The sequence below is a fragment of the Pararhodobacter zhoushanensis genome (genome assembly GCF_025949695.1).
GTDB lineage: Bacteria > Pseudomonadota > Alphaproteobacteria > Rhodobacterales > Rhodobacteraceae > Pararhodobacter > Pararhodobacter zhoushanensis_A.
Genome location: NZ_JAPDFL010000001.1, coordinates 3,610,892 through 3,632,871 on the forward strand (window position 1 = coordinate 3,610,892; position 21,980 = coordinate 3,632,871).

The window sequence follows — 21,980 nt, forward strand, 5'->3', positions numbered from 1 at the left end:
GAGAACGCCCCGCCCTTTCGGCGGGGCGTTTTGCTGTGCACAGCCGACAGTTACGCCGCCACGCCCTACACCCGAGGGTCGCGCAACCCGTGATGCCTGAGCGCCGCCATCCGCGCGAACTTCAGCGTCAGCGCCTTGCGCCGCGCGCCGGGCAGCGCGTCCAGCGGCCCTGTCGAGACGATCTCACCGCTGTAATCATCGGCGATGATCAGCCCGGCCCCTTCCGGCAGCAGCTCGACCGGGAACTCTGTCGTCACCGCCCAGAAGAAGCGGTCGCACCATTCCAGATATCCCTGCCATTTGTGATCCGCCATGAAATCGGCGCGGCTCGACTTGCATTCGACCACCCAGATCTCGCCCTTGGGCCCCAGCGCCATGACATCGACGCGCAGCCCGGGGCGCGGCACAACCTCTTCCAGCGTGGCAAAGTCATGACTGCGCAGCAGGCGGCACACGCCACGCGCAAGCCTTTGGCCGGGAAGGAGCAGATCGTCGGTCATGGCTACAAGAATAAACCAAGAACACGCGCTGTCCAGACCTCATCCTGCGGTGGGAGAGCCGGCTTTTCCGCCCAAAGGTTGATGCCGCGCGCGTTGACGCAGTCGCCACGAACGATGACAGAAAAGGGCGAAAATCGAAGGAATCCGTAATGCTCTCAGACCGTATGGTTACCGCTGGCCACACGCTGTTTCGCTGGCGCAGCTATCTGCTTTTTGCTTTCCTGCCGCTGTTCGTCTGGGCCGCGTGGGACGGCGAAACCATCGAGACCACCTGGGGCGACGCCCTTGGCGACAGCGTCGAAGCGCTGGCGCTCGCGCTCGTGATGCTGGGCGAGTCGATCCGCATCCTGACCGTCGGCTTCGTGCCGCGCGGCACCTCGGGGCGCAACACCACCGGGCAGGTTGCTGACAGCCTGAACACCACGGGCCTGTATTCGCTGACGCGCAACCCGCTCTATCTGGGCAATTGCCTGATGTATGCGGGACTGGCGCTGTACACGCAGCACCTGTGGATCGTGGCCGTGCTGATCCTTGTGCTGGCGCTTTATTACGAGCGCATCATCGCCGCCGAAGAAAGCTTCCTGACCGAAAAATTCGGCACGCCCTATACCGACTGGGCGGCAACCACCCCGCCCTTCTGGCCGCGCCTGAGCGGGTTCAAGCGGCCAGGTCTGTCCTTCTCGGTGCTTTCGGTGATCCGGCGCGAACATGCGTCGATTCTGGGGGCCTATGCGGCGGTGTATCTGCTGGAACTGGGCCTGCACAGCCTGCCCGCCAACAGCGAGCCGATGGCCAGCGGGTGGCACTGGGCGCTGGCGGCAGCGGTCGGGCTTGAGATCATCGTGATCGCGATCAAGCGCAAGACAACGCTGCTGACCGTGGAGGGTCGCTGAGAGGCCTTGATGTAACGACAACGCCGCCCTAGATGTAAGGGCGGCGGGTTCTGCTCTTCACGTCGACGGCATTTTTCCAGTGGCCGATAAGCACTTCCGAGGGAGCTGGCTCTGCCATGGTCCTGGCCTTGGTATCTGGCGCCCACCTGATAACCTCAGGCTCTCGGGAAATCTCACCAGAAACGGTTGCTGCGGGCCCGCCACCTATCCCCCCTCCGACCAGGCGCTTAGCGCCGGTCGTCGGCGCGAATGCGAATCGGGATCAACTGCCCCTGACGCACGGGCGCGCGGTGCCCGCCTTTGGGGCCTTTGTCCTCGGGGTCGGCCATGCGCATGATGGCGATGGCGAATTGCACCCCGGCAAAAACCAGACCGTTGAAGAAAAACAGCATGAACCCGGCGATCCAGCCGCCATCGGTGGCAAACATCAGGTGGCGCAGATTGGCGACATTGAAGCCCAGAAGCATGCCGACAAACACCGCCGACAGCACAAAACCGTACGCTACCTGTTTGATGTAGAGCCGCACGAGACGCGGAATACCATCATCGGGATCGGGCATCATGGACATGGGTAAGGCCTCCTGTTGACCCGCAATGTAAGCTTTTTCAGAGCATACACCAGTGGGTCTATTGTCGCGGTGCCGCAGAACGGGGTGGCAGGTTCTGCGCCAGCGTCTCGAAGACCGCGCGCGCCACCTGACGCCAGAGCAGGCCTGCGTCTGTGTCCGCAGGCGCTTCCAGCGCCTCGAGCCGGGCCACCACTGCCGCCAAACGCGCCCGCGCCTCGGCCAGTTCCGGTGCGGTGCTGCGCGCGTCCTGCAGCACCGCAAGCGTCTCACGCGCCGTTTCGCGCGTGGACTGCACCTGCGTCTGGATCGCGACCAGCTCGGCCTGAACGCCGCCGCGTACATCCGCCGCCAGCCCGCGCATCTGCCAGACCAGCACCGCCGCCGCGATCAGCGCGACAACCACCAGCAACAGCGTCGCGTTGAGCAGCGCCAGCCCCAGCGCCCTGAGGGTGGATTTCACGTCAGACGGCATTGGGCAGCGCTTTGTTGTGCTTGAAAGCGATGCAGTTTTCCACCGCCATCAGCCCCATCTGTGTGCGCACCTCCAGCGCCGCCGTGCCCAGATGCGGCAGCAGCGTCACGTTCTCCATGGCGCGCAGAGCCTCGGGCACCTCGGGTTCGAACTCGTAGACATCCAGCCCCGCCCCGGCGATCCGCCCCTCTTGCAGCGCGGCGATCAGCGCCGCCTCGTCAACGATATCGCCCCGCGCAATGTTGATCAGATGCGCATGCGGCTGCATTGCCTCCAGCGCAGCGGCATCAATCATGTGATGCGTTTGCGGCGAGGCAGGCACCGCGATCACCACCACATCCGCCAGCCCCATCAACGCGCTCAGGCTGCTTACCGCCTGCGCGCCGGGCAGATCCGGCAGATCCTTGGGCGAACGGGTGACATAGGCGATCTGCATGCCAAAGCCATGATGCGCGCGCTTGGCAATCGCCTGCCCGATGCGGCCCATGCCCACCACGCCCAGTGTCTTGCCCGACAGGTGCAGGCCCAGCATCTGCGTCGGATGCCAACCCTCCCAGTGACCCGAGCGCACCAGCCTCTCGCCCTCGCCCGCCCGCCGCGCGCTCATCAGCATCAGCGTCAGGGCGATGTCGGCGGTGGCGTCGGTCACCGCACCCGGCGTGTTGGTCACGGCGATCCCGGCAGCCTTGGCAGCCGCGACATCGATGTGATTGTAGCCCACACCGAAATTGGCCAGCAGCTTGGCGCGCGGTTCGGGGGCGGCGGCGAAGATCGGCGGCTGGAAGCGGTCGCCCAAGGTAGGCAGCACCACGTCATATTCCAGCAGGGCCGCAACCATCTCTGCCTGCGTCAGAGGTGCATTCGACTCGCGCATGGTGACATCGAACTCAGCCCGCGCCGCCGCGACAACCGGTTCGGGCAAGGGTCGGGAAAGATAGAGTTTCATCAGCACATCCTCGCGCCATTGGGAACGCTGCGTTCGGGGCCGATCACCACCACCGCGCCCGTGTCATCATAGAGCCCGAGCACCAGCACCTCGGACAGGAAAGGGCCGATCTGGCGCGGCGGGAAATTGACCACGCCCATCACCTGACGACCGATCAGATCCGCGGCTGTGTAATGCTCGGTTATCTGCGCCGAGGAGCGTTTCACGCCCACCTCAGGCCCGAAATCCACCGTCAATTTCCAAGCCGGTTTGCGCGCTTGCGGGAAATCCTCGACCGCTGTCACCGTGCCGACGCGGATGTCGAGCTTCTGGAAATCCTCAAAACTGGCGCTCACTGCCCCAGCTCCCGCGAGCGATCCGTCGCCGCCTTCACCCCACGCTTGAGCAGCGCCGGAAAGCCGTCCTGTTCATTCATCAACACGGCCAGCGCAGCGGCGGTTGTCCCGCCCGGCGAGGTCACGTTGATACGCAGCTGCGCGGCGCTCTCAGCCGATTGCTGCGCCAGCTCCCCTGCCCCGCAGACCGTCGCCCGCGCCAGCTTCATCGCCATGTCCTCGGGCAGCCCCTCGGCCACACCCGCCGCCGCCAATGCCTCGATCAGATGAAAGACATAGGCGGGCCCCGACCCGGACACGCCGGTCACCGCATCCATCTGCGATTCGCTCTCCAGCATCACCGTCTCGCCGACTGCCGCCATCAGCTGCCGCGCCAGATCCAGCGCATCGGCACTGACCTGAGCGTTCCCGATCAGCGCACTGATCCCCCGACCGACAGCCGCAGGCGTATTGGGCATCACCCGAACCACAGGCGTGCCCGCCCCCAGCGTATCCTCGATGGCGCGCAACGAGGTTCCGGCAGCGATCGACACAAACACCGTGCCCCCGCCCCCCAAGGCCTGCAACGCGGGCAACGCTGCGCCCATCAATTGCGGCTTGACCGCCAGCAACGCCATCGCCGGTGCCTCGGGCAGCGCGCCGTTCAGCGCGACGCCGGTCGCCTTCAGCCAATCCGACGGGTTGGGTTCGATCACATGCACCGACGTGGCCGGCAGCCCCTCCTTCAGCCAGCCCTCCAGCAAGGCCGAGCCCATCTTGCCGCAGCCCAGCAACACCAGTCCGCGCGCTGCAATATCGCTCATGTCCATAGCTCACCCCCGAGTTTTGCCCGCACCCTAGCGAGGGTGCGGCACCGGGGAAAGCCCCAGATCGGGATCGCGGTCAGGCGTGACCGTAGGCCTGACTGATCGCCAGCTTCAACGCATCCTCAGGGCGGCGATCCGCCCAGGCGACCAGCTGAAAGGCAGGATAAAACCGCTCGCAGGCCGCGACCGCGCTCAGGATCATCTGATCGATCTGCTCGCTGGCCGCGATCTGCCCGCCGCTGAGCAGCAGGCCATAGCGCCACACCAGCAGCGTCTGCGCGGGCCAATAGGTGAACCCGCCCGACCAGCACAGATCATTGGCGTGGTTGAGGATCTCGTAGAAATCGGCCATCCGCGCGGCGGGTGGCTCCATTTCGAACGTGCAGATCAGGCGCAACGTCTCATCCGCGCCCGACCAGGCAAGGGTGAGCGAATAGCTGCGCCACTGACCCTCAACCGCCATGGCGATCTGATCGTCGCCGACCCGATCAAACTCCCACGCGTGATGCTCGGCCAGAGTCTCGACGATGTCGATCGGGTGGATCTCATCCGTCAGTAGATGGTCCTCGGACAGGGGCATGTCCCGGCTTTCTCTGTTCTAGCCTCAACGGGCGCCTGACCCACTATGACTGCGGGCCTTGGCAAGGTGCGGCGGTTTGGTCTCGCCGTCATTACTAGATATGGTGGGTGAAAACCGAAACCCTGTAAAGGAAATTTTCCTGTGGACAAGGTTTGATGTTGGGTGGGTGGGTGTGTGTAGCGCTGTGCGTTGACACCAATTCTTGCAGAAAAGCGGGAACAGGTGAGAACAGCCGATAAGAGCCGATATCCGCTTGGGTTTTCAGAGACTTGCTGATAGCGCGCGAGGCTTGAACGCCACCCCGGCAAACTTGCAGAAACATCGCAAAGAACCCGGTTTTCACACATTCCACTCCCGGCACGTCGCGGCTTTGAACACCCTTTGAAGGCTGATTTCAAAGGGTTTTAAACGGTTGAACCCGGAAAGGACGTTTTCGGAACATACAACTGAGCGGTAAGTTCGGGCCACGAGTTGTATGTTCGGCGCAAGACATTGAAAATACGTTAAACTTTGCCAGAGGACGCGCCGAACAACGGCTGCCGAACATACACGCGATTTTCCGCTCACAAACCGATCACTCACCGAGAACTCCCACCCGCCACTTCCACACTTGCTTGACCGGCCTGCGGATCGCCAGCCGCCCGTACTCCTCTGGCGAGGGGATCCGCGTGCGGAGGCGCACGAACTCAGTTGACCCGCATTTGCCGCAGCCGAAAGGCGGCACATGCAAGGGATGCGACGGACCGCAGACTTTGAGCAGATCGAGCGCCAGATACGCGACCTGCCGGTGACACCGGTTGCATCGAATATCCAGAAGCATGCCGTCATTTGCCGCGTCCTGGAGGGTGCGGTGCGGGCGCGAGGGGTGCGGACGGACGGGATAGAGGTGCTCAGGCATGATAAGAACATTACGCGAACACGATGAGTCGGCAAGCCCACGACGACGTGATAGGCTCTGAGTCGCAGGAGGTGGTCATGTGCAATCTCTACAACCATACGACCGCGGTCGAAGCGATGCGCGGATTGTTTGCGGATCTGGAAAACCGGGCCGGAAATATCGAGACGGGCGAGGTCTATCCCGATCGCCTGGCGCCGATCATTACCCGCGATGGTGAAGGTGCCGTTCTCAGAAAGGCTCGTTGGGGCCTGCCCTCGCCGCAGAAGTTTCATAGCCCCAGCGGCATCGATCGCGGCGTAACCAATGTCCGAAACACAACATCTCCGCACTGGAGGCGGTGGTTAGGCCCTGAGCACAGGTGCCTTGTGCCTATGGACCGCTTCGCCGAGCCACGCGGCGGCAAAGGCGCTGGCAACGCCTGGTTTAAGGTGGTCGGCGATCAACCCGCCTTTTTCGCCGGGATCTGGGTGCCCGAGTGGACCAGCATCCGCAAGCTCAAGGACGGCGAAACGACGGATGATCTCTTCGCCTTCCTGACCTGCGAACCAAATGGGATCGTGGCACCGATCCATCCCAAGGCGATGCCGGTGATCCTGACTGAACCTGCTGAACTTGAAGCATGGCTAGCCGCGCCATGGCCGACGGCCAAGGAAATGCAAAGTCCCCTGAACGATGAGATGCTCGCGGAAGAGGTGTAGACGCCGCATAGAGGTGTAAGGCCACTATGGGCGGAAACCGGACCTTCGCAGCGACATGCGCGAAAGTCTGTAACGCGAGAAAATGCGTCTAATGTTCGAGTGACCCCGTTGCGAATTGAGCCTTGACGCACACCATTTTTATCTATAATTCTAGATATATGGATGAAAAAAACGCACTCGACGCTTTTGCTGCTCTCAGTCAGGCCACCCGCCTGAACGTATTTCGTCTTCTCATCAAAGCTGGAGAGGCCGGTATGTCGGCTGGCGACATCAGCGATACTCTCGGGGTGCGTCAGAACACGATGTCGACCAACTTGGGCGTCCTCGCACGCTCCGGTTTGATCCGGAGTGAACGCGAGGGACGCAGCATCCGCTACTTTGCGGATATGGAAGGGATGCGCGGCCTGCTGGCTTTTCTGATGGAGGATTGCTGCGGCGGTCGCCCGGAGTTGTGCCAGCCGGTCATTAACGAACTAGCTTGTGCCTGTTAGGAGACAGCCATGACAAAGGATATCTATAATGTCCTGTTCCTTTGCACCGGAAACTCCGCCCGGTCGATCATAGCGGAAGCTATTACGAACCGGGAGGGAATCGGTAAATTCAAAGCTTATTCTGCCGGATCGAATCCTGGTTCTGAACCGCACCCCTACACGCTCGATCTTCTTCGAGGCCTGCACCACGATATAGGCTTTGCGCGTTCCAAGAGCTGGGATGAATTCGCAACCCCCGACGCGCCGCAGATGGATTTCGTGTTCACCGTCTGCGACAACGCCGCGGCCGAAGAGTGTCCATTATGGCCGGGTCAGCCAATGACCGCACATTGGGGCGTGCCGGATCCCGTCAAAGTCGCAGGTACAGAAACCGTCAAGCGGCTCGCCTTTTTGGAAACCTATCGGATGCTCCGCAGCCGCATTTCGCTCTTTATCAGCCTGCCGCTTGGCTCGCTTAATCGGATGTCTCTGCAACGCAACCTCGACGACATCGGCAAGTCTGCCGCTAAAGCCGACTGATCTCCTTCTCTTCTGAAAGCCTGATATGACCGATACATCGCTTCCCGCTGCGGCGGGACTGGGACCTTTTGAACGCTGGTTGTCTGTCTGGGTCGCGCTGGCGATTGGCGCAGGGTTGCTACTGGGCAATTTGTTTCCGGGCGCGTTTGCAGCACTCGCCTCTCTGGAAATCGCATCAGTCAACTTGCCCGTGGCAATGCTGATCTGGGCTATGGTCTACCCCATGATGGTCGGTGTCGACTTCGGTGCATTGCGCCAGGTGGGCGATAAGCCCAAGGGGTTGGTCGTCACTCTGGTGGTAAACTGGCTGATCAAGCCCTTCACGATGGCAGCACTCGGCGTGTTGTTTTTCAACTATGTCTTTGCGGGCCTGATCCCGCCAGACGACGCGCAAGCCTATCTGGCGGGCGTGATCCTGCTGGGGGCTGCGCCGTGCACCGCGATGGTGTTCGTCTGGTCGAACCTGACGCGCGGCGACGCCACCTATACGCTGGTTCAGGTCAGTGTGAACGATGTCGTCATGGTCTTTGCTTTTGCGCCTATCGTGGCCTTCCTGCTGGGGGCGACGAACATCGTCGTGCCGTGGGACACCCTGCTTTTGTCGGTTGGTCTCTACGTCATATTGCCTCTATTGGTCGGTTACCTGACGCGACAGCGCCTAATCGCCCAGGGTGGCGAAGCCGCTGTTGATACCTTCAAGTCTCGCGTTCAGCCGTTCTCGATCATCGGCTTGCTGGTAACTGTCGTGCTGCTCTTCGCCTTTCAGGGGGAGGTAATCCTTGAGCGCCCACTGGTGATCGCCCTGATTGCCGTGCCGTTGTTGATCCAGTCCTACGGCATCTTCTTTCTGGCCTACGGGGCCGCGCGGGCGTGGGGCATTCCGTTCAACGTCGCGGCCCCCTGCGCCCTAATCGGCACGTCCAACTTTTTCGAGCTGGCGGTAGCGGTCGCGATCAGCCTGTTCGGTTTGGGGTCAGGCGCGGCGCTGGCTACCGTCGTCGGCGTGCTGGTTGAAGTGCCCGTGATGCTTTCACTCGTCGCATTCGCGAACAGGACGAAGCATTGGTTCCCTTCGGAAGGAGCTTCAAAATGACAGTCGTCATTCACCACAATCCAGACTGCGGCACGTCTCGCAACGTGTTGGCCATCATTGAAGCCTCGGGTGAAACGCCGGTGGTCATCCCCTATCTCGACACTGGCTGGACCCGTCCGCACCTTCTGGCGCTGTTTGCCGCTGCTGGCCTGACGCCGCGCACCGCCCTGCGGACAACAAAATCTCCAGCCGAGGAGCTGGGGCTGCTCGATCCTTCTGTGGGCGACGACGCGTTGCTTGCAGCGATGCTGGAGCACCCCATTCTGGTCAACCGTCCCATCGTCTGTTCACCAAAAGGCGTCCGCCTCTGCCGTCCGAGCGACGTTGTGCTGGACCTTCTCGACCACCTGCCCCCCGGCCCGATGGCCAAAGAGGACGGCTCGCTGCTGATTGACGCGAAAGGAAACCGCGTTGCCTGATACCCCGAATATTGAAGAACGGCACTTCAAGGCAATCGATAGGGATCGGCTGCTTGAACCTGCGCGGGCAACGCACGCCCCGCGCATTCTATTGCTCTATGGCTCGCTACGGGCTCGCTCATTCAGTCGGTTGATGACCGAGGAAGCGGCCCGTATCCTGACTCGATTGGGGGCAGCGACGCGAATCTATTGCCCATCTGGCCTACCGCTGCCGGACGATGCAGAGGCCATTCATCCAAAGGTGCAGGAACTGCGCGATCTGGTCACCTGGTCCGAAGGGATGGTCTGGTGTTCGCCAGAAAGGCACGGTGCCATGACCGGCATCTTGAAAACCCAGATCGACTGGATTCCGCTCTCCCTCGGCGGTGTGCGACCGACGCAGGGAAAGACGCTGGCGGTCATGCAGGTCAGCGGCGGCTCGCAAAGCTTCAATGCTGTGAACCAGCTCCGAGATCCTGGGGCGCTGGATGCGCCTGCTGACGATTCCGAACCAGTCCTCCACGCCGAAGGCCTTTCTAGAATTCGACGATGCCGACCGGATGAAGCCGTCGCCATTCTACGACCGGGTCGTTGATGTAATGGAAGAGCTGATGAAGTTCACGATGCTGACCAGGGACAACAAGGACTACCTGTTGGATCGCTACAGTGAGAGGAAGGAAAGCGCAGCCGATTTGTCGGAGCGCGTCAATCAGAAGGCGATCTGATCGACTTCTGCTAAAATGATTGCGCCAAGGCGAACTTGAGCCGCAATGCAGCAATAGTCTGTTAGGGCCCTAACCTTCCGTTAGCCGCGCGGTCCATCAATGTCCGGTATGGGCCGAGAGCGACAAGCCGGTCACGTGGTCGAGAGGGGCCGTTTCCGCCCTATCCTACGCCCAGTTGTGCCCGCTCCAAACCACCTGCCCGAGGATCTTGATCTCGGTTCAGGTCCACGCCTTTGCGCAGCTCCGGCGCGTATGCTTGGTTATCTGAGTAGAGGATCAGCGACTTCTCGTCGGGGCGCTCGAGGCGCTTGATCCGGGTTTCGCCATCGATGTCGTTGAAGGCGAAGACCTTGCCAGGTGCGACCTCTGATCGCTGGTGGTCGATCAGTGCTAGATCACCAGGCCGTAAACCTGGTGCCATGCTGTCCCCTCGCACGGTTACGAGACACGCTCGAGCTGGGTTCACACCAAGCTTGGCCAACCAGTCACGCCTGAAGGCGAGTGCTCCCACGATCTCTGCATCACCGTTTAGCGCACCCGGACCGGCGCTCGCTTCCGCGGCCAAGCGATGGACGGCTGCGAATTCTTCCCCCGAGATATCGATCGATGGCGGAGGATCCTGAAGGCGTGGCGTCCCGAAATACAGCTCAAGCCCCAGCACACTTGCAAGTTTGTTCAGCGCGGAGAGGTTGTACCGCTTCTCGCCCGTTCGCTCCATGCGGAAGTTCTTGATCAGCGAAGGATGCCCGACTGCGAGCCGGGAGGCTGCTGCGTCGGACAAGCCTTTCTTTTTCAAGGCCTCGTCGATGGTTTCAAGAATCGGATCCATCGCATGTGCATAGCCTGAACAGGCTAATTCGTATAGCCCTAGCTTTTAGCGGCTTGCACTATGTGGCCTCTACAGGCTAGCTTGGCCTCATGACACAGCGAACCGCCCTGATCACCCTCGCTACAACGATGGCCGTCCACCACGGTGTGACCCATTACGCAATCTCGATGCGCGCCCTGGCGAAGGGCGACTTCTTCAGCAAACTCATCGCTGGCGGTGACTGCCGAACGGCAACCGCCGGTCGTTTGATGGCCTGGTTCGACGAGAACTGGCCCGCCGACCTTGAGTGGCCGTGCGACATCCCCCGCCCCCAACCCCGCAAAAAGAAGGAGCGCACGCAATGACGCGGATCCTCCGGGCGCTGCGCGCGCTCGACGACCACTGGCTGGGCGACCTGCTCGGCGCCTGCTTTCTGTTTGGGAGCTTGTGGCTTGGCCTGATGGCCGGGGCGGTGATGCAATGAAAGACTGCAACCTGCCCGCACCCGGCCGCGCTCGCTACCGGGTCGAGTATCGCACCCGTGGCGGCTTCGTCGTCGTGAACCCCGCGGGCCATGTCGTCTACGGCCCCTGCACGCGCGAGCTTGCCGAGACCAAGTGCGACCGGCTCCAGAAGGCAGCCGACGCCACGGCCAAGATCGGCCCTCGCCCCTGCCTGTGCTGCGGCGCGACCTTCCAGAGCGAGGGCATCCACAACCGGATGTGCAACGGCTGCCGGAGGAGCCGCGATCCGCTCAGCGCCTATGGCTATGTCGGGGCCGGTGACGGCCGCAGACCGCGCAAATCGGCGGGGGCCTGAGCATGGCTGAACCGAGATTGCTCAAGATCGACCGCGTCAAGATCGCAGACGTCGACACGACGGGCCGGATGCGCCCGCTGTCCGAGGCCGGTGTGCTGAGCCTGCTCACCTCTATTGAAGAGACCGGCATCTTGAAGGACGCCATTCATGTGCGCCAGAAGAAGGGCGGCCAGCTGGTGCTGATCGCCGGGGGGCACCGGCTGGAAGCGGCACAGCGGCTTGGCTGGGACACCATCGAGGCGAAGGTCTGGGCCGACGTCACCGACGACTGGGCGCAGTTGATAGAGATCGACGACAACATCGCCGGTGCCCAGCTGAATCCTTTGGACACTGCCATCTTTCTCGCCGAGCGCAAGCGGATCTATGAGAAGCTGCACCCGGAGACGAAGCGCGGGGTGGCCGGTGCTGCGGCCCGCTGGGATGCAACTGACACGATGTCAGTCGCATCGTTTGCGGATGCCACTGCCGAGAAGTTCGGCTTGTCCCAACGGCACATATTTCGCGTCATCGCGGCAGGCGCGCACCTCGATCCCCGCGATATCGCCAAGCTGCGCAAGGCCCCGCGCCAGATCACGCTGGAGGATCTGGCCCACATATCCAAGATCAGCCACCCAGATGAGCGCGACGACGTGGTCGAGGCTCTGTCCGAAGGCCGGGCAAAGAACGCAGCCACCGCGCGCGCGCAGTGGAAGGCCGAGCAGGGTGTCGCACCCGCCATTGAAGACCCCGTTGAAGCGGCCTTGAAGGCGCTCAAGACCGCATGGTCGCGCGCGCCGAAAGAAGCCCGCCGCCGCTTCTGCCGCGATCACGGCGACGATCTGGCTGCCCTCCTCTACGAGGGGTCGCCCGAATGAGTGACCTCGCCCCCGCAAAGCTGTGGTGGACGGCCAACGAGCTGGCTGACGCCCTGCTGCCCGACGTGCCCGCGACGCAGCAAGGCGTCGAACGCTGGGCCAAGCGCGTCAATCTGCGCGCGAACTCCCAGGTGGCCCGCCGTCGCTCAGGTCGCGGGGGCGGCTGGGAATATCACTGGACCGCCCTGCCCCTCGCCGCGCGCAAGGCGCTGCTGATTGATGCCTCGGTGCCCGCCCAGGCGGATGCGGTCAGCCGGGGGCAAATCTGGACCTGGTTCGAGGAACTGCCCGACACCGTGCAGGACAAGGCCAAACACCGTCTCACCTGCGTGCAGGCCATTGAAGCCCTCGAGCGTGGTCTCGGCCGCGATCTGGCGATCAAGGAAGTGGCCAGGCTCAAGGGCGTGAGCGCGCGGACACTGTGGAACTGGATGGGGATGGTGGAAGGCGTGCGCACGGACGACAGGCTCCCTCACCTCGCGCCGAAACACCGCGCCGTCGCGCGCAAGGTCACCCGCGCCGAGTTCGACGAGGAGTTCTTCGACTGGCTCGCCGCTGACTATCTGCGGCTCGAGCGTCCGTCCTTCTCGTCCAGCTACCGGCGCGCCGAGCGCGTGGCGCGGCAAAACAGCTGGGTCACTGCGCCCGAACGCACCATGCGCCGGTATCTCGACGCGCGGATCAGCCAGCCCGGCCAGATCCTCGCCCGCATGGGTCTCGATGCGCTCAAGCGGATGTATCCGCCCCAGCGCCGCGACAAGACCGCGCTGCATGCGCTCGAGGTGGTCAACGGCGACTTCCACAAGTTCGACGTCTTCGTGCGCTGGCCCGGCATTGATGCCCCGGTGCGCCCGCAGATGGTGGCCTGGCAGGACGTCTATTCCGGCCGGGTGTTGTCCTGGCGGCTGGACCTGACCGCCAATGCCCGCGCGGTCATGCTGGCGGCGGGCGACATGATCGAGGACTGGGGCATTCCCGAGCACATCCTGCTCGACAACGGGCGCGAGTTCGCGGCCAAGGAAGTCACCGGCGGTTCAGAAACCCGCAACCGGTTCAAGCATCTGGAAGCCGATATTCCGGGCCTCTTTACCGCGCTCGGCTGCGAGATCCATTGGGCCACGCCCTATGCCGGGCAATCAAAGCCCATCGAGCGCGCCTTCCGCGATATGTGCGACGCCATCGCCAAGGATCCGCGCTTTGCGGGGGCATGGACCGGCAACAAGCCCGAGGCGAAGCCCGAGAACTACGCCAGCAAGGCGGTGCCCTTTGACGACTTCCTGCGCGTGGTCAGTGAGGGGATCGAGGAGCATAATTTGCGTCAGGGACGTCGCTCCGAGATCGCGTGGGGCCGGTCCTTCGCCGAAGTGTTCGCCGAGAGCTACGAGACCTCCGCCATTCGCAAGGCAACCGAGGCGCAGCGCCGGTTCTGGCTGATGGGGGCCAAGGGCCTGCGCGTGCACAAGACCACGGCGAAGATCACCTTTATGGGCAACGAGTACTGGTCCGAGTGGCTGCATGGTCATGCGGGTGAGCGGGTCATCGTGCGCTTTGACCCGGCCGATCTGCACGGCGGGATCCACGTTTACGGCTTCGACAACGCCTATCTCGGCACCGCCGCCTGCCATCTTCCCGCAGGCTTCCTGTCCATCGATGCCGCCCGCGAGCACAACCGGGCGCGCAAGGACTGGATGAAGGCCGAGCGCAAGGCGCTGGACGCGCATCGCAAGCTGAGTGCCCGCGAGCTGGGCGTCGATCTGGACGCGGTGGCGCCCACCGATGCGGCGCCCGATCCGCAGGCCAAGGTCGTGCGGCCGATGTTCAACGCCAAGCCTCGGGTAGACGCAACACCCGCGCCTCGCCCCGAGGTCGAAGCGGCGCAGGCGACGGTGGTCGCCGATCTCGCTGCCCGCCGGGCACCCAAGGTGGCCGACGAGACGCCCAAACAACGCTTCGGGCGGGCGCTGGAGCTGGAGCGGGCTGTCGAGGCGGGCGGGATCATCACCGAGGCGCAGGCGCATTGGCTGCGCGTCTACCAATCCACGCCCGAGTACCGCGCCGAGCACATGCTCTGGTCGGACTTTGGCGACGCGTATTTCGGATGAGGGAACCGCCGAGGCATGACGGTGACGTCAGGGACCCCGGCGGCAACACGCAAACACGGGATCAACTGAACAGGCTTAATGATGACAGATGAACCAAGACTATACAATAGCGTGGCACCGCTGCGGAATGTCGCGGCCCTCACTGCGCTGATCGACCGGGTGCACAGCCGCGCCATCGGCCTGCCCGGCATGGCCTGCTTTTACGGCTTCTCGGGCTATGGCAAATCCACCGCCGCGATCTATGCCGCCAACCGCTTCCAGGCGGTGCTGGTGCAGTGCAAGAGCGCCTGGACCAAGAAGAACCTCTGCGCCGCGATCCTCGCCGAGCTGGGCCTGCCCGCCAAGGGCAACACCGCCGACATGGTCGACCGCGTCGCCGCCGAGCTGGCCATGCGCGGCGTGCCGCTGATCGTCGACGAGGCTGATCACTTGGTGGCGCGCAAGATGGTCGAGATCGTGCGCGACATCTACGAGGGTTCACAGGCCCCGGTGATCCTGATCGGCGAGGAGCTGCTGCCGCAAAAGCTCAAGGAATGGGAGCGGGTGCATGGCCGCATGCTCGACTGGGTTGCCGCCGAGCCTGCGGATCTGAGCGATCTCAACCACCTCGCGCCGATCTATGCGCCCGGCATTGCGATTGCCCCCGATCTCAAGCAGGCGCTCTTGCGCGTCTCGCACGGCTCGACTCGACGCGTCTGCGTCAACCTCGCGCATGTCTATGAGCGCGCGCAGGTGCTGGGTCAGGGCCAGATGCAGGCCGTGGATTTTGACCCGCGCCATTTCTACACCGGCACCGCCCCGCAGGCGCGTCGCCCGCAAGTCGCGGGGCAGATCTGATGGGCGCGCATCAGCAACGCCTGGCCAGCGATCAGGCCGCGTGGAACGCAGCGCGCCGTCTGCCCAAGTTCAGCTATGCCGCCCTCGCCGCCGAGGCCGGGGTGCCCATCGAGCGCGCCACAAGGCTGACCCGAGGCTGGGTGCGCGTGGGCGTGGTCGAGGAGCTGGGCCGGGTCGGCAGCAACAAGCTGATCTTCCGGGTCTGCCGCGATGTCGAGACGCCGCCGCAGTCGCGCCCCGACCAGAGCGCCGAGGGCAACATGTGGCGCACCATGCGTGCCTTGCGCGCGGCCTTCACGCCCACCGACATCGCCGCGCATGCGACCACCGAGGCCGTCCGCGCCTCGACCGCCGACGCGCAGGCGTACTGCCAGATGCTGGTGCGCGCGGGCTATCTCAAGGTCGCGCGCAAGGCGGTGCCCAACCGCCGCGAGGCGGTCTACCGGCTGGTCAAGGACACCGGCCCCAAGCCGCCGCGCGAGCGCCGCTTGCGCGTGGTCTGGGACGACAATCTGGCCGAGGTCACGCATCTGCCGGTCGCTGGATCAGGCGGTGAGGCATGAGCCGCCCGGTCAGGATTGCGCTGGCCCATTGGGGCGCCGAGCTGCCCGACTGGGTGCTCGCACTCGCCCGCGCCTGCGAGACGAGCAGCCAGAACAAGGTCGCAGCCCGGCTCGACCGCTCGGCAGCACTGGTCTCGAATGTGCTCCGCAAAAGCTACAGCGGCAACATGGCTGCGGTCGAGGAGCTGGTGCGCGGCGTGTACCTCGCCGAGACCATCGCCTGCCCCGCGCTCGGCACCCTGCCGCTGCACGAATGCCGCGCCTGGCGCGATAAGGCGCGCAGCTTCCAGAACACCAACGCCCTGCGGGTGCGGATGTACCGCGCCTGCCAGACCTGCCCGCGCTTTGCCCCCGCAGCGCCGGGTGACCCCCAAACACAGACCCAGCCCCTGTCGAAAGGATCCGCCGATGACTGAGCATCGCCCCCTTCCCATCCCCGATGGCCGCGTCGCCGTGTCGGGCAAGACCTACATGCCCGACGCCAAGGGCAAGCTGGTGCCGGTCGAGCTGATCGAGGCCGCCGCCCTGCTCGAGGACGAGACGGTGCGCAAGATCGCCGGATACGGCCTCGCGCTCAGCGAGCAGGTCGAGCGCTTCAAGGCGCACACGTTTGAGGATCTCGGGGCCTTCGAGGCGATCCTCGCGCAGGAATACGGCGCCTCCAAGGGCGGCGCCAAGGGCAACAAGACGTTCCTCTCCTTCGACGGCCTCTGGAAGGTTCAGGTTCAGGTCGCCGATCACATCGACTTCGGCCCGCAGTTGCAGATTGCAAAGGAGCTGGTCGACGAGTGCCTGAATGAATGGGCGCAGGACGCCCGCGCCGAGATCCGCGCCATCGTCACGCGGGCCTTCAACACCGACAAGGCAGGGCAGATCAACCGCTCGGAGATCTTCATGCTGCTGCGCCTCGAGATCGAGGACGCCCGCTGGCTGGAAGCCATGCGCGCCATCCGCGACGCGATGCGGATCGTCGGCTCGAAGACCTACGTGCGCCTCTACCGCCGCGAGACGCTGGAGGCGGCGTGGCAGGCGGTGACCATCGATCTGGCGAAAGCGTGAGGGAGGCGAGAATGGCCAAGGAAATCACCACGATTGAGACTACGCTCTATGAGACCACCGGCGAACCGGGGCCGTTCATTCAGCACGAGATCGCCGCGTTTCAGATCATTAGCACCACCTGCCGCGTGCGGCTGAGCCCCGAGGGCGACATGATGTTCCTCAGCATTGGCCAGCGCGACTTCTCGCTCTCGATGCTGGATCTGGCCGCGACGGCGGCGCTGGCGGTCGATGGGCATCTCAGGGCCGAGATCAAGGCGCGGGTGCTCGGCAACCGCAAGCCCGTGGAGGTCGCCGACAGCCTCGTTCCTGCACGGGGTATCGTCGAGGCGGACGGGTTCATCACCCTGCATCCCCGGAGGCCGTGATGAACGCCGCCATGATCCGCAAGGTCCATGTGGGCTGCAGGCAGCTGGGTCTCGATACCGAGACCCGGCACGACCTGCAGCGTCAGATCACCGGAAAGGACAGCCTCTCGGCCATGTCCGAACCCGAGCTTAAAGCGGTCTTGAAGGCCCTTGAAAACCGGGGCTTCAATCCTGCGGCAAGGGGCCGTCACAAACCCGCGCCGCGCGCCGATCTGCGCTATGTCCACAAGCTCTGGACCCTGCTGGGCACGGCCGGTGCCCTGCGCCAGCCCGGCCGCGCCGGTCTCAACGCCTTCCTCCGCGAGCGCTTCGCGGCGAGCTGGGGCAGCGTGCCCGCCGATATCGACATGCTGCGCGAGGCGGCGCAGATCGCCGATCTGATCGACGCGCTCAAGGCCATGTGCCGCCGCGCAGGCGTGGACCTGGACCCATGAAGCACGCGCGCCCCCATGTCACCGATCACGCTGTGCTGCGCTATCTCGAGCGGGCGCTCAAGCTCGACATCGAGACGCACCGGCGCAAGATCGGCGCGCTGGTCGAGAGTGCCGCCGCCCAAGGCGCAACCGGCGTGATCATCGACGGTATGCGCTATTGCCTGATCCGCGACGCCAACGGCGCGGTCGTGGTCACCGTGCGCGAGGCCAGCACCCACGCGATCAAGCCGGGCCGCAAGCCCCGGCGCCGCGACGGTACCGCGTGACCAACCGGCCCCGCCCCCCGGCTCATGTCGAGCCCTATGTCCGCATCCTCGGCTATGAGGGTGCGGTCGCCTTTATTCTGGAGTTCGGCGGGGCCGAGATCTACCTGCCCCTGACCCGCGCCGCCGCCGCTCGCTCACCCGTGGCGCAGCGCATCGGCACCGACGCGGTCATGGCCCTGGGCGAGGCCGGACTTTCCAAACGCGTGCCGACCGCCAAGCCCTGGCTCGCTCGCGTGTTCCGCAGCGACGACCTGCGCGTGCCCGAGATCGCGCGCAAGCTGCATGTGACGGATGTGACGGTGAGGAAGTGGCTGAAGGACGAGGGCGGATCGCGGTGGGCGGATGATCGGCAGATGCCGCTGTTTTGAGCGGGAATGCTAGGTGAGTGTCTAGCTACTTCCAGCCTTGAACGAATGGCCTCTTCATGCAGGCCATTGTATTGCCTCAGTTCAGCGTCACTTTAGTCGAGATCATCAAGGTAGCGTCGTGTGAAACCGATGCTTCGGGAAAGTAAGTATGCTGCAAGATCTACTGACCAGCTTGGTCTACGGCCTCGGTCTCATGGGTATTGCCGGTATTTCTTACGGAATTATCCATCGCCGCACGCGCAACGGCACAATGAAATCCGTGCTCATCGGGCTTGTCTTTGGCGTTATAGCCATTTTGGCCATGGTGAATCCTATCAACCTGTCCGAGGGCATCATTCTGGATGCGCGCGCCGTCATCGTCGGCCTCGCATCTGCTTTCGGGGGTCTACCGGCGGCCATTATCTCAGGACTTCTCGTTGGGCTGTATCGGATTCACCTGGGGGGAGCAGGGGCCATCCCCGGTGCCTTTGGCATCCTCATCAGCGCAGGACTTGGCTTTGCCTGGCATCGGTTCATTCTCAGCAAATCACCTGTCACCCTGCGCCAGTTGCTCGGCTTGGGTGCATTGCTGTCCCTCCACTCCATTGCGATACTGATGCTGCCGATGTCGGTCGCGATCGAACTGTTTTCGACCGTAGTCCCCGTGTTGACAGTGAGCTGCATAATTGGGGCCCTCGTCATGGGCCTGATAATCGATCGGGAACGGCGCTACATCCGAACGGAAAAGTTCTGGCGGGAGACTGCAGGGACGGACAGTCTCACCGGCTTGCCAAACCGCCGGTCCTTTATGGATCGATTGCAACTTGAGCCGTCTCCCAAGATGCCCGGTCAGTACAGTGCCGTCATGATCATCGACATCGATCACTTCAAGAAAGTGAATGATACCTATGGTCATGATGCAGGTGACATGGCCCTGCGTCGCGTCGCCGACGCTCTGCAACGCACCTCTGGCGACCACGATTTCGTATGCCGCCTCGGCGGAGAAGAGTTTGCTGTTTTTTCTGAAAACACTTCACAGGATGATATCCAGAACCGAGCTGAGGCCTACCGCGCTGCGATTGAGCGGCAACTCATTCGATACGGCAAGAAGACCATTCCACTCACGATCAGTATCGGCGTTGCGTCTTGGATCGACGCGCTGGAAATGGACGTAAGCGAGATGTTGCGGAACGCAGATACGGCCCTTTACGCTGCCAAAACCAAAGGCCGAAATCGTGTCGTTATAGGTGGCGCCCTTCCTTCAAGTTACACGGCTTCAGCCTGACGCTGGGCATTCAGCTGCCAAACGGCGAAGTCCATACGAGCCCGAGGCGACGGCTCTCAAAAAGGTCCGTTCGTTGAACGTCGGCCGAGCGGGACATTCCCATACGTGGCGCGTAGGTCTGCAAGATCCGCTCACCGGACCTTCCAGCAGCCCGCCCCGTCGCTCCCCTCGCCTCCCCACAAACCGTAGTGCGTATTTCCCCTTTCCCGAACCCTTCATCCTGATCCCGAACTTACCGGGGGTGCAGGGATGCAGACGAGCGAGCGAGGGATTGCGTTCAACGAGCGGCTCGAGGGCGTTGTCCTGCGGGCTTATCTCTGCCCGGCGGGCCAGTGGACGATCGGCGCCGGGCTGACCAAGGCCTCGGGCGTGGTCGATCCCAAACCGGGCATGGTGATCACGGCTGAGGAAGCCTCGCGCCTGATGGGTGAGGCGCTGCGCACCCGCTACGAGCCTGCGGTGACCCGCGCCATGCCCGGCGCCAAGCAGTACGAATTTGACGGCGGGGTGGCTTTCCACTGGAACACCGGCGCGATCACCCGCGCCTCTTGGGTGCCCGCCTGGGCGTCCGGCAATGTCGCCGCGATGCGCGAGCGGCTGGCGCGGTGGAACAAGGGCGGCGGCAAGGTGCTGCCGGGCCTGACCCGCCGCCGCGAGGCCGAGTTCCGGCTGATTGCATATCGCGACTACGGCGTGCCGGTGCCGGTGCAGACCCCGCGCGGTCTGGCTCGCGTGACGCTGGACCTCGCCCCCGAAGAAGTCACCGCCGCCCGCGCGGCGCTTTCGGCTCGCGGCTATCCCGTGGGCAGCGATGCGCGCGGCATCGCCGAGGAGGCCGTGCGCGCCTTCCAGCGCGACCACGCGCTCACCGTCGATGGTATCCTCGGCCGCGCCACGCTCTCCACCCTGCAGCGCTCGATCGACGCGCGCGGCCAGACCGTTGTCGGCGGTTCCATCGCTGCAGGCGGCGGGGCCGAGACCGCCACCAACGTGCTGCCCGCCGATCTGCCGCTGTCCTGGACCGGCCCGCTGGCGCTGTTGGTTGGTCTCGGTGTGCTGGCGTATCTCGCCTGGCGCTACCGCGACATCCTCGCCGCCAGGATCCACCCCATCCTGCCGCGCCTTGCGGCGACCTTGAGGAGCTTTTGATGAGCAGCGCCCTAACTGCCCTTGCCCTGCAGATCGGCGTGCCGATCGTCGGCAGGATCCTGACCCGCCGCCTTGGCGCGCAGAATGCCCAACTCGCCACCGATGTGATCGGCGCGGTGGCCAGCCGCCTCGGCGTTTCGGCCGACGAGGCAGAGGCGCTGGCCGAGAGCGACCCGCCGCGCGTCGTCGATGCGCTGCGCCAGGTCGAGACCATGGCGCCGGAGATGGTCGCTCTGCACGCCGCCGCCCTCGAGGGGCAATATGCGCTCTTGATGGCCGAACAGCGCGGCCCCTGGTGGGGTTGGGCGTGGCGCCCGGCCTTCATGTGGCTCTTGGCCGGGCTGTGGCTCTGGACCGTGGTCCTGTTGCATATTGCAAATGCCATCTGGCGCATCGCCCTGCCGCCGATTGACCCCGGTGTGCTCCTCTCGGTCACCGGCATCTACGCCGCACTCTATATGGGCGGCCACACGGTGAAGGACTGGGTGCGCATCTCACGCCAGGGGACCTCGGGAGGTGCCTCGTGACCGATGCCCTCACCCTGTCGCCGGTGATCGCCTGGGTCGGCGCGCTCTCCCTGCTCCTGAACTTCGGCCTGTCGCTCTGGGGCCTGCTGGCCTCGGGCGCGCGCCAGAACAAGACCCGGCTCGATGAGCACGAAGCGCGCCTGAGCCGCCACGATACAAGGCTGGGTGGCGTCGAGCAGACGCTGCGCACCCTGCCCTCGACCGGCGATCTGCACAAGATCGAGCTGTCGCTCAGCCGGATGGAGGGCGAGCTCGGCATCATGGGCCAACGCCTGCAGCCCGTCGCCGCCATCGCCGAGCGGATGCAGGAACTCCTGCTGCAACAATCAAAGAGGTAAGCCATGGACATGGCCGAACTGATCCGCGATCAGGCGCGGCTGATCATCCTGAAGGCGCTCGCCGCTCAGGTCGACGAGACGCTCAACAGCGACTTTCTGGTGCTGGAACTGCAACGCTTTGGCATCCGCAAGGATCGTGCCTGGGTGCATGACGAGCTGCGCTATCTTGCCGAGATGGGGGCGCTGGTCGCGCTGCCGGTGGGCAGCCTGCTGGTCGCGACGCTCGCCGCCAAGGGCGCCCGCCATCTCGAGCGCGAGATCGCCATCGAGGGCGTGCAGCGCCCGTCGCGCCCGGTCGCCTGAG

At 64.0% G+C, this 21,980-nt stretch carries 33 protein-coding genes, 1 other RNA gene and 1 pseudogene; 26 read left to right on the forward strand and 9 right to left on the reverse strand.

The annotated features are described in order from the left end of the window. Positions 1-65 precede the first annotated feature (65 nt). The gene (locus OKW52_RS17895) at positions 66-500 is read right to left on the reverse strand and encodes an MmcB family DNA repair protein (RefSeq protein WP_264506902.1); all 435 of its coding nucleotides are present in this window, start codon (positions 498-500) and stop codon (positions 66-68) included. Between the two features lie 149 nt (positions 501-649). Here OKW52_RS17895 and OKW52_RS17900 point away from each other — a divergent pair, with 149 nt between their 5' ends. Together OKW52_RS17900 and ssrS are read left to right on the forward strand one after the other, a co-directional pair. After that, complete coding sequence (locus tag OKW52_RS17900) at positions 650-1,393, forward strand: methyltransferase family protein (RefSeq protein ID WP_264506903.1); 744 nt, start codon at positions 650-652, stop codon at positions 1,391-1,393. A gap of 44 nt (positions 1,394-1,437) precedes the next feature. Then, positions 1,438-1,595: non-coding RNA, 6S RNA (ssrS, locus tag OKW52_RS23365), on the forward strand. A 25-nt stretch (positions 1,596-1,620) separates the two neighbouring features. Here ssrS and OKW52_RS17905 read toward each other — a convergent pair. The 7 genes from OKW52_RS17905 to OKW52_RS17935 all read right to left on the reverse strand — a co-directional run bounded on the left by OKW52_RS17905 (position 1,621) and on the right by OKW52_RS17935 (position 5,999). Beyond that, positions 1,621-1,932, reverse strand: a complete 312-nt coding sequence (locus OKW52_RS17905) for a hypothetical protein (RefSeq protein WP_264507736.1) — start codon at positions 1,930-1,932, stop codon at positions 1,621-1,623. A gap of 88 nt (positions 1,933-2,020) precedes the next feature. Then, entirely contained in the window at positions 2,021-2,434 is a 414-nt protein-coding gene (locus OKW52_RS17910; protein ID WP_264506904.1) for a hypothetical protein, read from the reverse strand. After that, positions 2,424-3,380 carry a 2-hydroxyacid dehydrogenase gene (locus tag OKW52_RS17915; protein ID WP_264506905.1) on the reverse strand — a complete coding sequence of 319 codons (957 nt, stop codon included), beginning with the start codon at positions 3,378-3,380 and terminating at the stop codon, positions 2,424-2,426. The genes OKW52_RS17910 and OKW52_RS17915 overlap by 11 nt, the downstream gene beginning before the upstream one ends. Continuing rightward, positions 3,380-3,715 (reverse strand): tRNA-binding protein, encoded by a 336-nt coding sequence (locus tag OKW52_RS17920; protein WP_264506906.1) that lies wholly within the window; start codon positions 3,713-3,715, stop codon positions 3,380-3,382. The genes OKW52_RS17915 and OKW52_RS17920 overlap by 1 nt, the downstream gene beginning before the upstream one ends. Beyond that, entirely contained in the window at positions 3,712-4,524 is an 813-nt protein-coding gene (gene proC, locus OKW52_RS17925; RefSeq protein ID WP_264506907.1) for a pyrroline-5-carboxylate reductase, read from the reverse strand. The genes OKW52_RS17920 and proC overlap by 4 nt, the downstream gene beginning before the upstream one ends. 73 nt (positions 4,525-4,597) lie before the next feature. After that, the gene (locus OKW52_RS17930) at positions 4,598-5,101 is read right to left on the reverse strand and encodes a type III secretion system chaperone family protein (protein WP_264506908.1); all 504 of its coding nucleotides are present in this window, start codon (positions 5,099-5,101) and stop codon (positions 4,598-4,600) included. Positions 5,102-5,675: 574 nt separating this feature from the next. Next, the gene (locus OKW52_RS17935) at positions 5,676-5,999 is read right to left on the reverse strand and encodes a zinc ribbon-containing protein (protein ID WP_264506909.1); all 324 of its coding nucleotides are present in this window, start codon (positions 5,997-5,999) and stop codon (positions 5,676-5,678) included. Between the two features lie 77 nt (positions 6,000-6,076). Here OKW52_RS17935 and OKW52_RS17940 point away from each other — a divergent pair, with 77 nt between their 5' ends. The 6 genes and pseudogenes from OKW52_RS17940 to arsH all read left to right on the forward strand — a co-directional run bounded on the left by OKW52_RS17940 (position 6,077) and on the right by arsH (position 9,923). Continuing rightward, positions 6,077-6,697 (forward strand): SOS response-associated peptidase, encoded by a 621-nt coding sequence (locus OKW52_RS17940; protein ID WP_264506910.1) that lies wholly within the window; start codon positions 6,077-6,079, stop codon positions 6,695-6,697. 158 nt (positions 6,698-6,855) lie between these two features. After that, on the forward strand, positions 6,856-7,188 hold the full coding sequence (locus tag OKW52_RS17945) for an ArsR/SmtB family transcription factor (RefSeq protein WP_264507737.1): 333 nt from the start codon (positions 6,856-6,858) through the stop codon (positions 7,186-7,188). Between the two features lie 9 nt (positions 7,189-7,197). Then, positions 7,198-7,707, forward strand: coding sequence for an arsenate reductase ArsC (locus tag OKW52_RS17950; protein ID WP_264506911.1), 510 nt, complete (start codon positions 7,198-7,200; stop codon positions 7,705-7,707). 25 nt (positions 7,708-7,732) lie between these two features. Then, a complete protein-coding gene (gene arsB / locus OKW52_RS17955; protein ID WP_264506912.1) occupies positions 7,733-8,800 on the forward strand; it encodes an ACR3 family arsenite efflux transporter in 1,068 nt (355 codons plus the stop codon). Next, a complete protein-coding gene (arsC, locus tag OKW52_RS17960) occupies positions 8,797-9,219 on the forward strand; it encodes an arsenate reductase (glutaredoxin) (protein WP_264506913.1) in 423 nt (140 codons plus the stop codon). The genes arsB and arsC overlap by 4 nt, the downstream gene beginning before the upstream one ends. Continuing rightward, a pseudogene (gene arsH / locus OKW52_RS17965) lies at positions 9,212-9,923 on the forward strand (arsenical resistance protein ArsH). Before arsC ends, arsH begins: the two are co-directional and overlap by 8 nt. A gap of 160 nt (positions 9,924-10,083) precedes the next feature. Here the strand turns inward: arsH and OKW52_RS17970 are convergent. Beyond that, on the reverse strand, positions 10,084-10,752 hold the full coding sequence (locus tag OKW52_RS17970; protein ID WP_264506914.1) for a S24 family peptidase: 669 nt from the start codon (positions 10,750-10,752) through the stop codon (positions 10,084-10,086). Between the two features lie 89 nt (positions 10,753-10,841). Between OKW52_RS17970 and OKW52_RS17975 the strand changes: the two genes are divergently transcribed. The 18 genes from OKW52_RS17975 (at position 10,842) to OKW52_RS18060 (ending at position 21,979) form a co-directional block, all read left to right on the forward strand. Further along, the gene (locus OKW52_RS17975) at positions 10,842-11,096 is read left to right on the forward strand and encodes a hypothetical protein (protein WP_264506915.1); all 255 of its coding nucleotides are present in this window, start codon (positions 10,842-10,844) and stop codon (positions 11,094-11,096) included. Further along, the gene (locus OKW52_RS17980; RefSeq protein ID WP_264506916.1) at positions 11,093-11,215 is read left to right on the forward strand and encodes a hypothetical protein; all 123 of its coding nucleotides are present in this window, start codon (positions 11,093-11,095) and stop codon (positions 11,213-11,215) included. The genes OKW52_RS17975 and OKW52_RS17980 overlap by 4 nt, the downstream gene beginning before the upstream one ends. Further along, a complete protein-coding gene (locus tag OKW52_RS17985) occupies positions 11,212-11,550 on the forward strand; it encodes a hypothetical protein (protein ID WP_264506917.1) in 339 nt (112 codons plus the stop codon). The genes OKW52_RS17980 and OKW52_RS17985 overlap by 4 nt, the downstream gene beginning before the upstream one ends. Before the next feature lie 2 nt (positions 11,551-11,552). Continuing rightward, positions 11,553-12,404: a ParB/RepB/Spo0J family partition protein gene (locus tag OKW52_RS17990; RefSeq protein ID WP_264506918.1), complete on the forward strand. Its 852-nt coding sequence runs from the start codon at positions 11,553-11,555 to the stop codon at positions 12,402-12,404. Next, positions 12,401-14,506 carry a transposase domain-containing protein gene (locus tag OKW52_RS17995; RefSeq protein ID WP_264506919.1) on the forward strand — a complete coding sequence of 702 codons (2,106 nt, stop codon included), beginning with the start codon at positions 12,401-12,403 and terminating at the stop codon, positions 14,504-14,506. Before OKW52_RS17990 ends, OKW52_RS17995 begins: the two co-directional genes overlap by 4 nt. 111 nt (positions 14,507-14,617) lie before the next feature. Further along, entirely contained in the window at positions 14,618-15,343 is a 726-nt protein-coding gene (locus tag OKW52_RS18000; RefSeq protein ID WP_264506920.1) for an AAA family ATPase, read from the forward strand. Further along, the gene (locus OKW52_RS18005) at positions 15,343-15,906 is read left to right on the forward strand and encodes a hypothetical protein (protein ID WP_264506921.1); all 564 of its coding nucleotides are present in this window, start codon (positions 15,343-15,345) and stop codon (positions 15,904-15,906) included. Before OKW52_RS18000 ends, OKW52_RS18005 begins: the two co-directional genes overlap by 1 nt. Next, the gene (locus OKW52_RS18010) at positions 15,903-16,322 is read left to right on the forward strand and encodes a hypothetical protein (protein WP_264506922.1); all 420 of its coding nucleotides are present in this window, start codon (positions 15,903-15,905) and stop codon (positions 16,320-16,322) included. The genes OKW52_RS18005 and OKW52_RS18010 overlap by 4 nt, the downstream gene beginning before the upstream one ends. Continuing rightward, positions 16,315-16,965: a DUF3164 family protein gene (locus tag OKW52_RS18015; protein WP_264506923.1), complete on the forward strand. Its 651-nt coding sequence runs from the start codon at positions 16,315-16,317 to the stop codon at positions 16,963-16,965. The genes OKW52_RS18010 and OKW52_RS18015 overlap by 8 nt, the downstream gene beginning before the upstream one ends. 11 nt (positions 16,966-16,976) lie before the next feature. Continuing rightward, positions 16,977-17,330, forward strand: a complete 354-nt coding sequence (locus OKW52_RS18020; protein WP_264506924.1) for a hypothetical protein — start codon at positions 16,977-16,979, stop codon at positions 17,328-17,330. Further along, complete coding sequence (locus tag OKW52_RS18025) at positions 17,330-17,764, forward strand: gp16 family protein (protein ID WP_264506925.1); 435 nt, start codon at positions 17,330-17,332, stop codon at positions 17,762-17,764. Before OKW52_RS18020 ends, OKW52_RS18025 begins: the two co-directional genes overlap by 1 nt. Then, positions 17,761-18,030 (forward strand): hypothetical protein, encoded by a 270-nt coding sequence (locus tag OKW52_RS18030; protein WP_264506926.1) that lies wholly within the window; start codon positions 17,761-17,763, stop codon positions 18,028-18,030. The genes OKW52_RS18025 and OKW52_RS18030 overlap by 4 nt, the downstream gene beginning before the upstream one ends. Continuing rightward, entirely contained in the window at positions 18,027-18,398 is a 372-nt protein-coding gene (locus OKW52_RS18035; protein ID WP_264506927.1) for a helix-turn-helix domain-containing protein, read from the forward strand. The genes OKW52_RS18030 and OKW52_RS18035 overlap by 4 nt, the downstream gene beginning before the upstream one ends. Before the next feature lie 148 nt (positions 18,399-18,546). Next, entirely contained in the window at positions 18,547-19,662 is a 1,116-nt protein-coding gene (locus OKW52_RS18040) for a GGDEF domain-containing protein (RefSeq protein ID WP_264506928.1), read from the forward strand. A 249-nt stretch (positions 19,663-19,911) separates the two neighbouring features. Further along, positions 19,912-20,811 carry a glycoside hydrolase family protein gene (locus tag OKW52_RS18045; RefSeq protein WP_264506929.1) on the forward strand — a complete coding sequence of 300 codons (900 nt, stop codon included), beginning with the start codon at positions 19,912-19,914 and terminating at the stop codon, positions 20,809-20,811. Further along, a complete protein-coding gene (locus OKW52_RS18050) occupies positions 20,811-21,338 on the forward strand; it encodes a hypothetical protein (RefSeq protein ID WP_264506930.1) in 528 nt (175 codons plus the stop codon). Before OKW52_RS18045 ends, OKW52_RS18050 begins: the two co-directional genes overlap by 1 nt. Then, positions 21,335-21,676, forward strand: a complete 342-nt coding sequence (locus OKW52_RS18055; RefSeq protein WP_264506931.1) for a DUF2730 domain-containing protein — start codon at positions 21,335-21,337, stop codon at positions 21,674-21,676. The genes OKW52_RS18050 and OKW52_RS18055 overlap by 4 nt, the downstream gene beginning before the upstream one ends. Positions 21,677-21,679: 3 nt before the next feature. After that, the gene (locus OKW52_RS18060; protein WP_264506932.1) at positions 21,680-21,979 is read left to right on the forward strand and encodes a VpaChn25_0724 family phage protein; all 300 of its coding nucleotides are present in this window, start codon (positions 21,680-21,682) and stop codon (positions 21,977-21,979) included. Position 21,980: the final 1 nt, after the last annotated feature.

Bases quoted from the DNA above. Each gene is read 5' to 3' on its own strand.
- OKW52_RS17895 (WP_264506902.1), bottom strand. From the start codon at position 500: ATGACCGACGATCTGCTCCTTCCCGGCCAAAGGCTTGCGCGTGGCGTG.
- OKW52_RS17900 (WP_264506903.1), top strand. From the start codon at position 650: ATGCTCTCAGACCGTATGGTTACCGCTGGCCACACGCTGTTTCGCTGG.
- OKW52_RS17910 (WP_264506904.1), bottom strand. From the start codon at position 2,434: ATGCCGTCTGACGTGAAATCCACCCTCAGGGCGCTGGGGCTGGCGCTG.
- OKW52_RS17915 (WP_264506905.1), bottom strand. From the start codon at position 3,380: ATGAAACTCTATCTTTCCCGACCCTTGCCCGAACCGGTTGTCGCGGCG.
- proC (WP_264506907.1), bottom strand. From the start codon at position 4,524: ATGGACATGAGCGATATTGCAGCGCGCGGACTGGTGTTGCTGGGCTGC.
- OKW52_RS17930 (WP_264506908.1), bottom strand. From the start codon at position 5,101: ATGCCCCTGTCCGAGGACCATCTACTGACGGATGAGATCCACCCGATC.
- OKW52_RS17935 (WP_264506909.1), bottom strand. From the start codon at position 5,999: ATGCCTGAGCACCTCTATCCCGTCCGTCCGCACCCCTCGCGCCCGCAC.
- OKW52_RS17940 (WP_264506910.1), top strand. From the start codon at position 6,077: ATGTGCAATCTCTACAACCATACGACCGCGGTCGAAGCGATGCGCGGA.
- OKW52_RS17945 (WP_264507737.1), top strand. From the start codon at position 6,856: ATGGATGAAAAAAACGCACTCGACGCTTTTGCTGCTCTCAGTCAGGCC.
- OKW52_RS17950 (WP_264506911.1), top strand. From the start codon at position 7,198: ATGACAAAGGATATCTATAATGTCCTGTTCCTTTGCACCGGAAACTCC.
- arsB (WP_264506912.1), top strand. From the start codon at position 7,733: ATGACCGATACATCGCTTCCCGCTGCGGCGGGACTGGGACCTTTTGAA.
- arsC (WP_264506913.1), top strand. From the start codon at position 8,797: ATGACAGTCGTCATTCACCACAATCCAGACTGCGGCACGTCTCGCAAC.
- OKW52_RS17970 (WP_264506914.1), bottom strand. From the start codon at position 10,752: ATGGATCCGATTCTTGAAACCATCGACGAGGCCTTGAAAAAGAAAGGC.
- OKW52_RS17975 (WP_264506915.1), top strand. From the start codon at position 10,842: ATGACACAGCGAACCGCCCTGATCACCCTCGCTACAACGATGGCCGTC.
- OKW52_RS17980 (WP_264506916.1), top strand. From the start codon at position 11,093: ATGACGCGGATCCTCCGGGCGCTGCGCGCGCTCGACGACCACTGGCTG.
- OKW52_RS17985 (WP_264506917.1), top strand. From the start codon at position 11,212: ATGAAAGACTGCAACCTGCCCGCACCCGGCCGCGCTCGCTACCGGGTC.
- OKW52_RS17990 (WP_264506918.1), top strand. From the start codon at position 11,553: ATGGCTGAACCGAGATTGCTCAAGATCGACCGCGTCAAGATCGCAGAC.
- OKW52_RS17995 (WP_264506919.1), top strand. From the start codon at position 12,401: ATGAGTGACCTCGCCCCCGCAAAGCTGTGGTGGACGGCCAACGAGCTG.
- OKW52_RS18005 (WP_264506921.1), top strand. From the start codon at position 15,343: ATGGGCGCGCATCAGCAACGCCTGGCCAGCGATCAGGCCGCGTGGAAC.
- OKW52_RS18010 (WP_264506922.1), top strand. From the start codon at position 15,903: ATGAGCCGCCCGGTCAGGATTGCGCTGGCCCATTGGGGCGCCGAGCTG.
- OKW52_RS18015 (WP_264506923.1), top strand. From the start codon at position 16,315: ATGACTGAGCATCGCCCCCTTCCCATCCCCGATGGCCGCGTCGCCGTG.
- OKW52_RS18020 (WP_264506924.1), top strand. From the start codon at position 16,977: ATGGCCAAGGAAATCACCACGATTGAGACTACGCTCTATGAGACCACC.
- OKW52_RS18025 (WP_264506925.1), top strand. From the start codon at position 17,330: ATGAACGCCGCCATGATCCGCAAGGTCCATGTGGGCTGCAGGCAGCTG.
- OKW52_RS18030 (WP_264506926.1), top strand. From the start codon at position 17,761: ATGAAGCACGCGCGCCCCCATGTCACCGATCACGCTGTGCTGCGCTAT.
- OKW52_RS18040 (WP_264506928.1), top strand. From the start codon at position 18,547: ATGCTGCAAGATCTACTGACCAGCTTGGTCTACGGCCTCGGTCTCATG.
- OKW52_RS18045 (WP_264506929.1), top strand. From the start codon at position 19,912: ATGCAGACGAGCGAGCGAGGGATTGCGTTCAACGAGCGGCTCGAGGGC.
- OKW52_RS18050 (WP_264506930.1), top strand. From the start codon at position 20,811: ATGAGCAGCGCCCTAACTGCCCTTGCCCTGCAGATCGGCGTGCCGATC.
- OKW52_RS18060 (WP_264506932.1), top strand. From the start codon at position 21,680: ATGGACATGGCCGAACTGATCCGCGATCAGGCGCGGCTGATCATCCTG.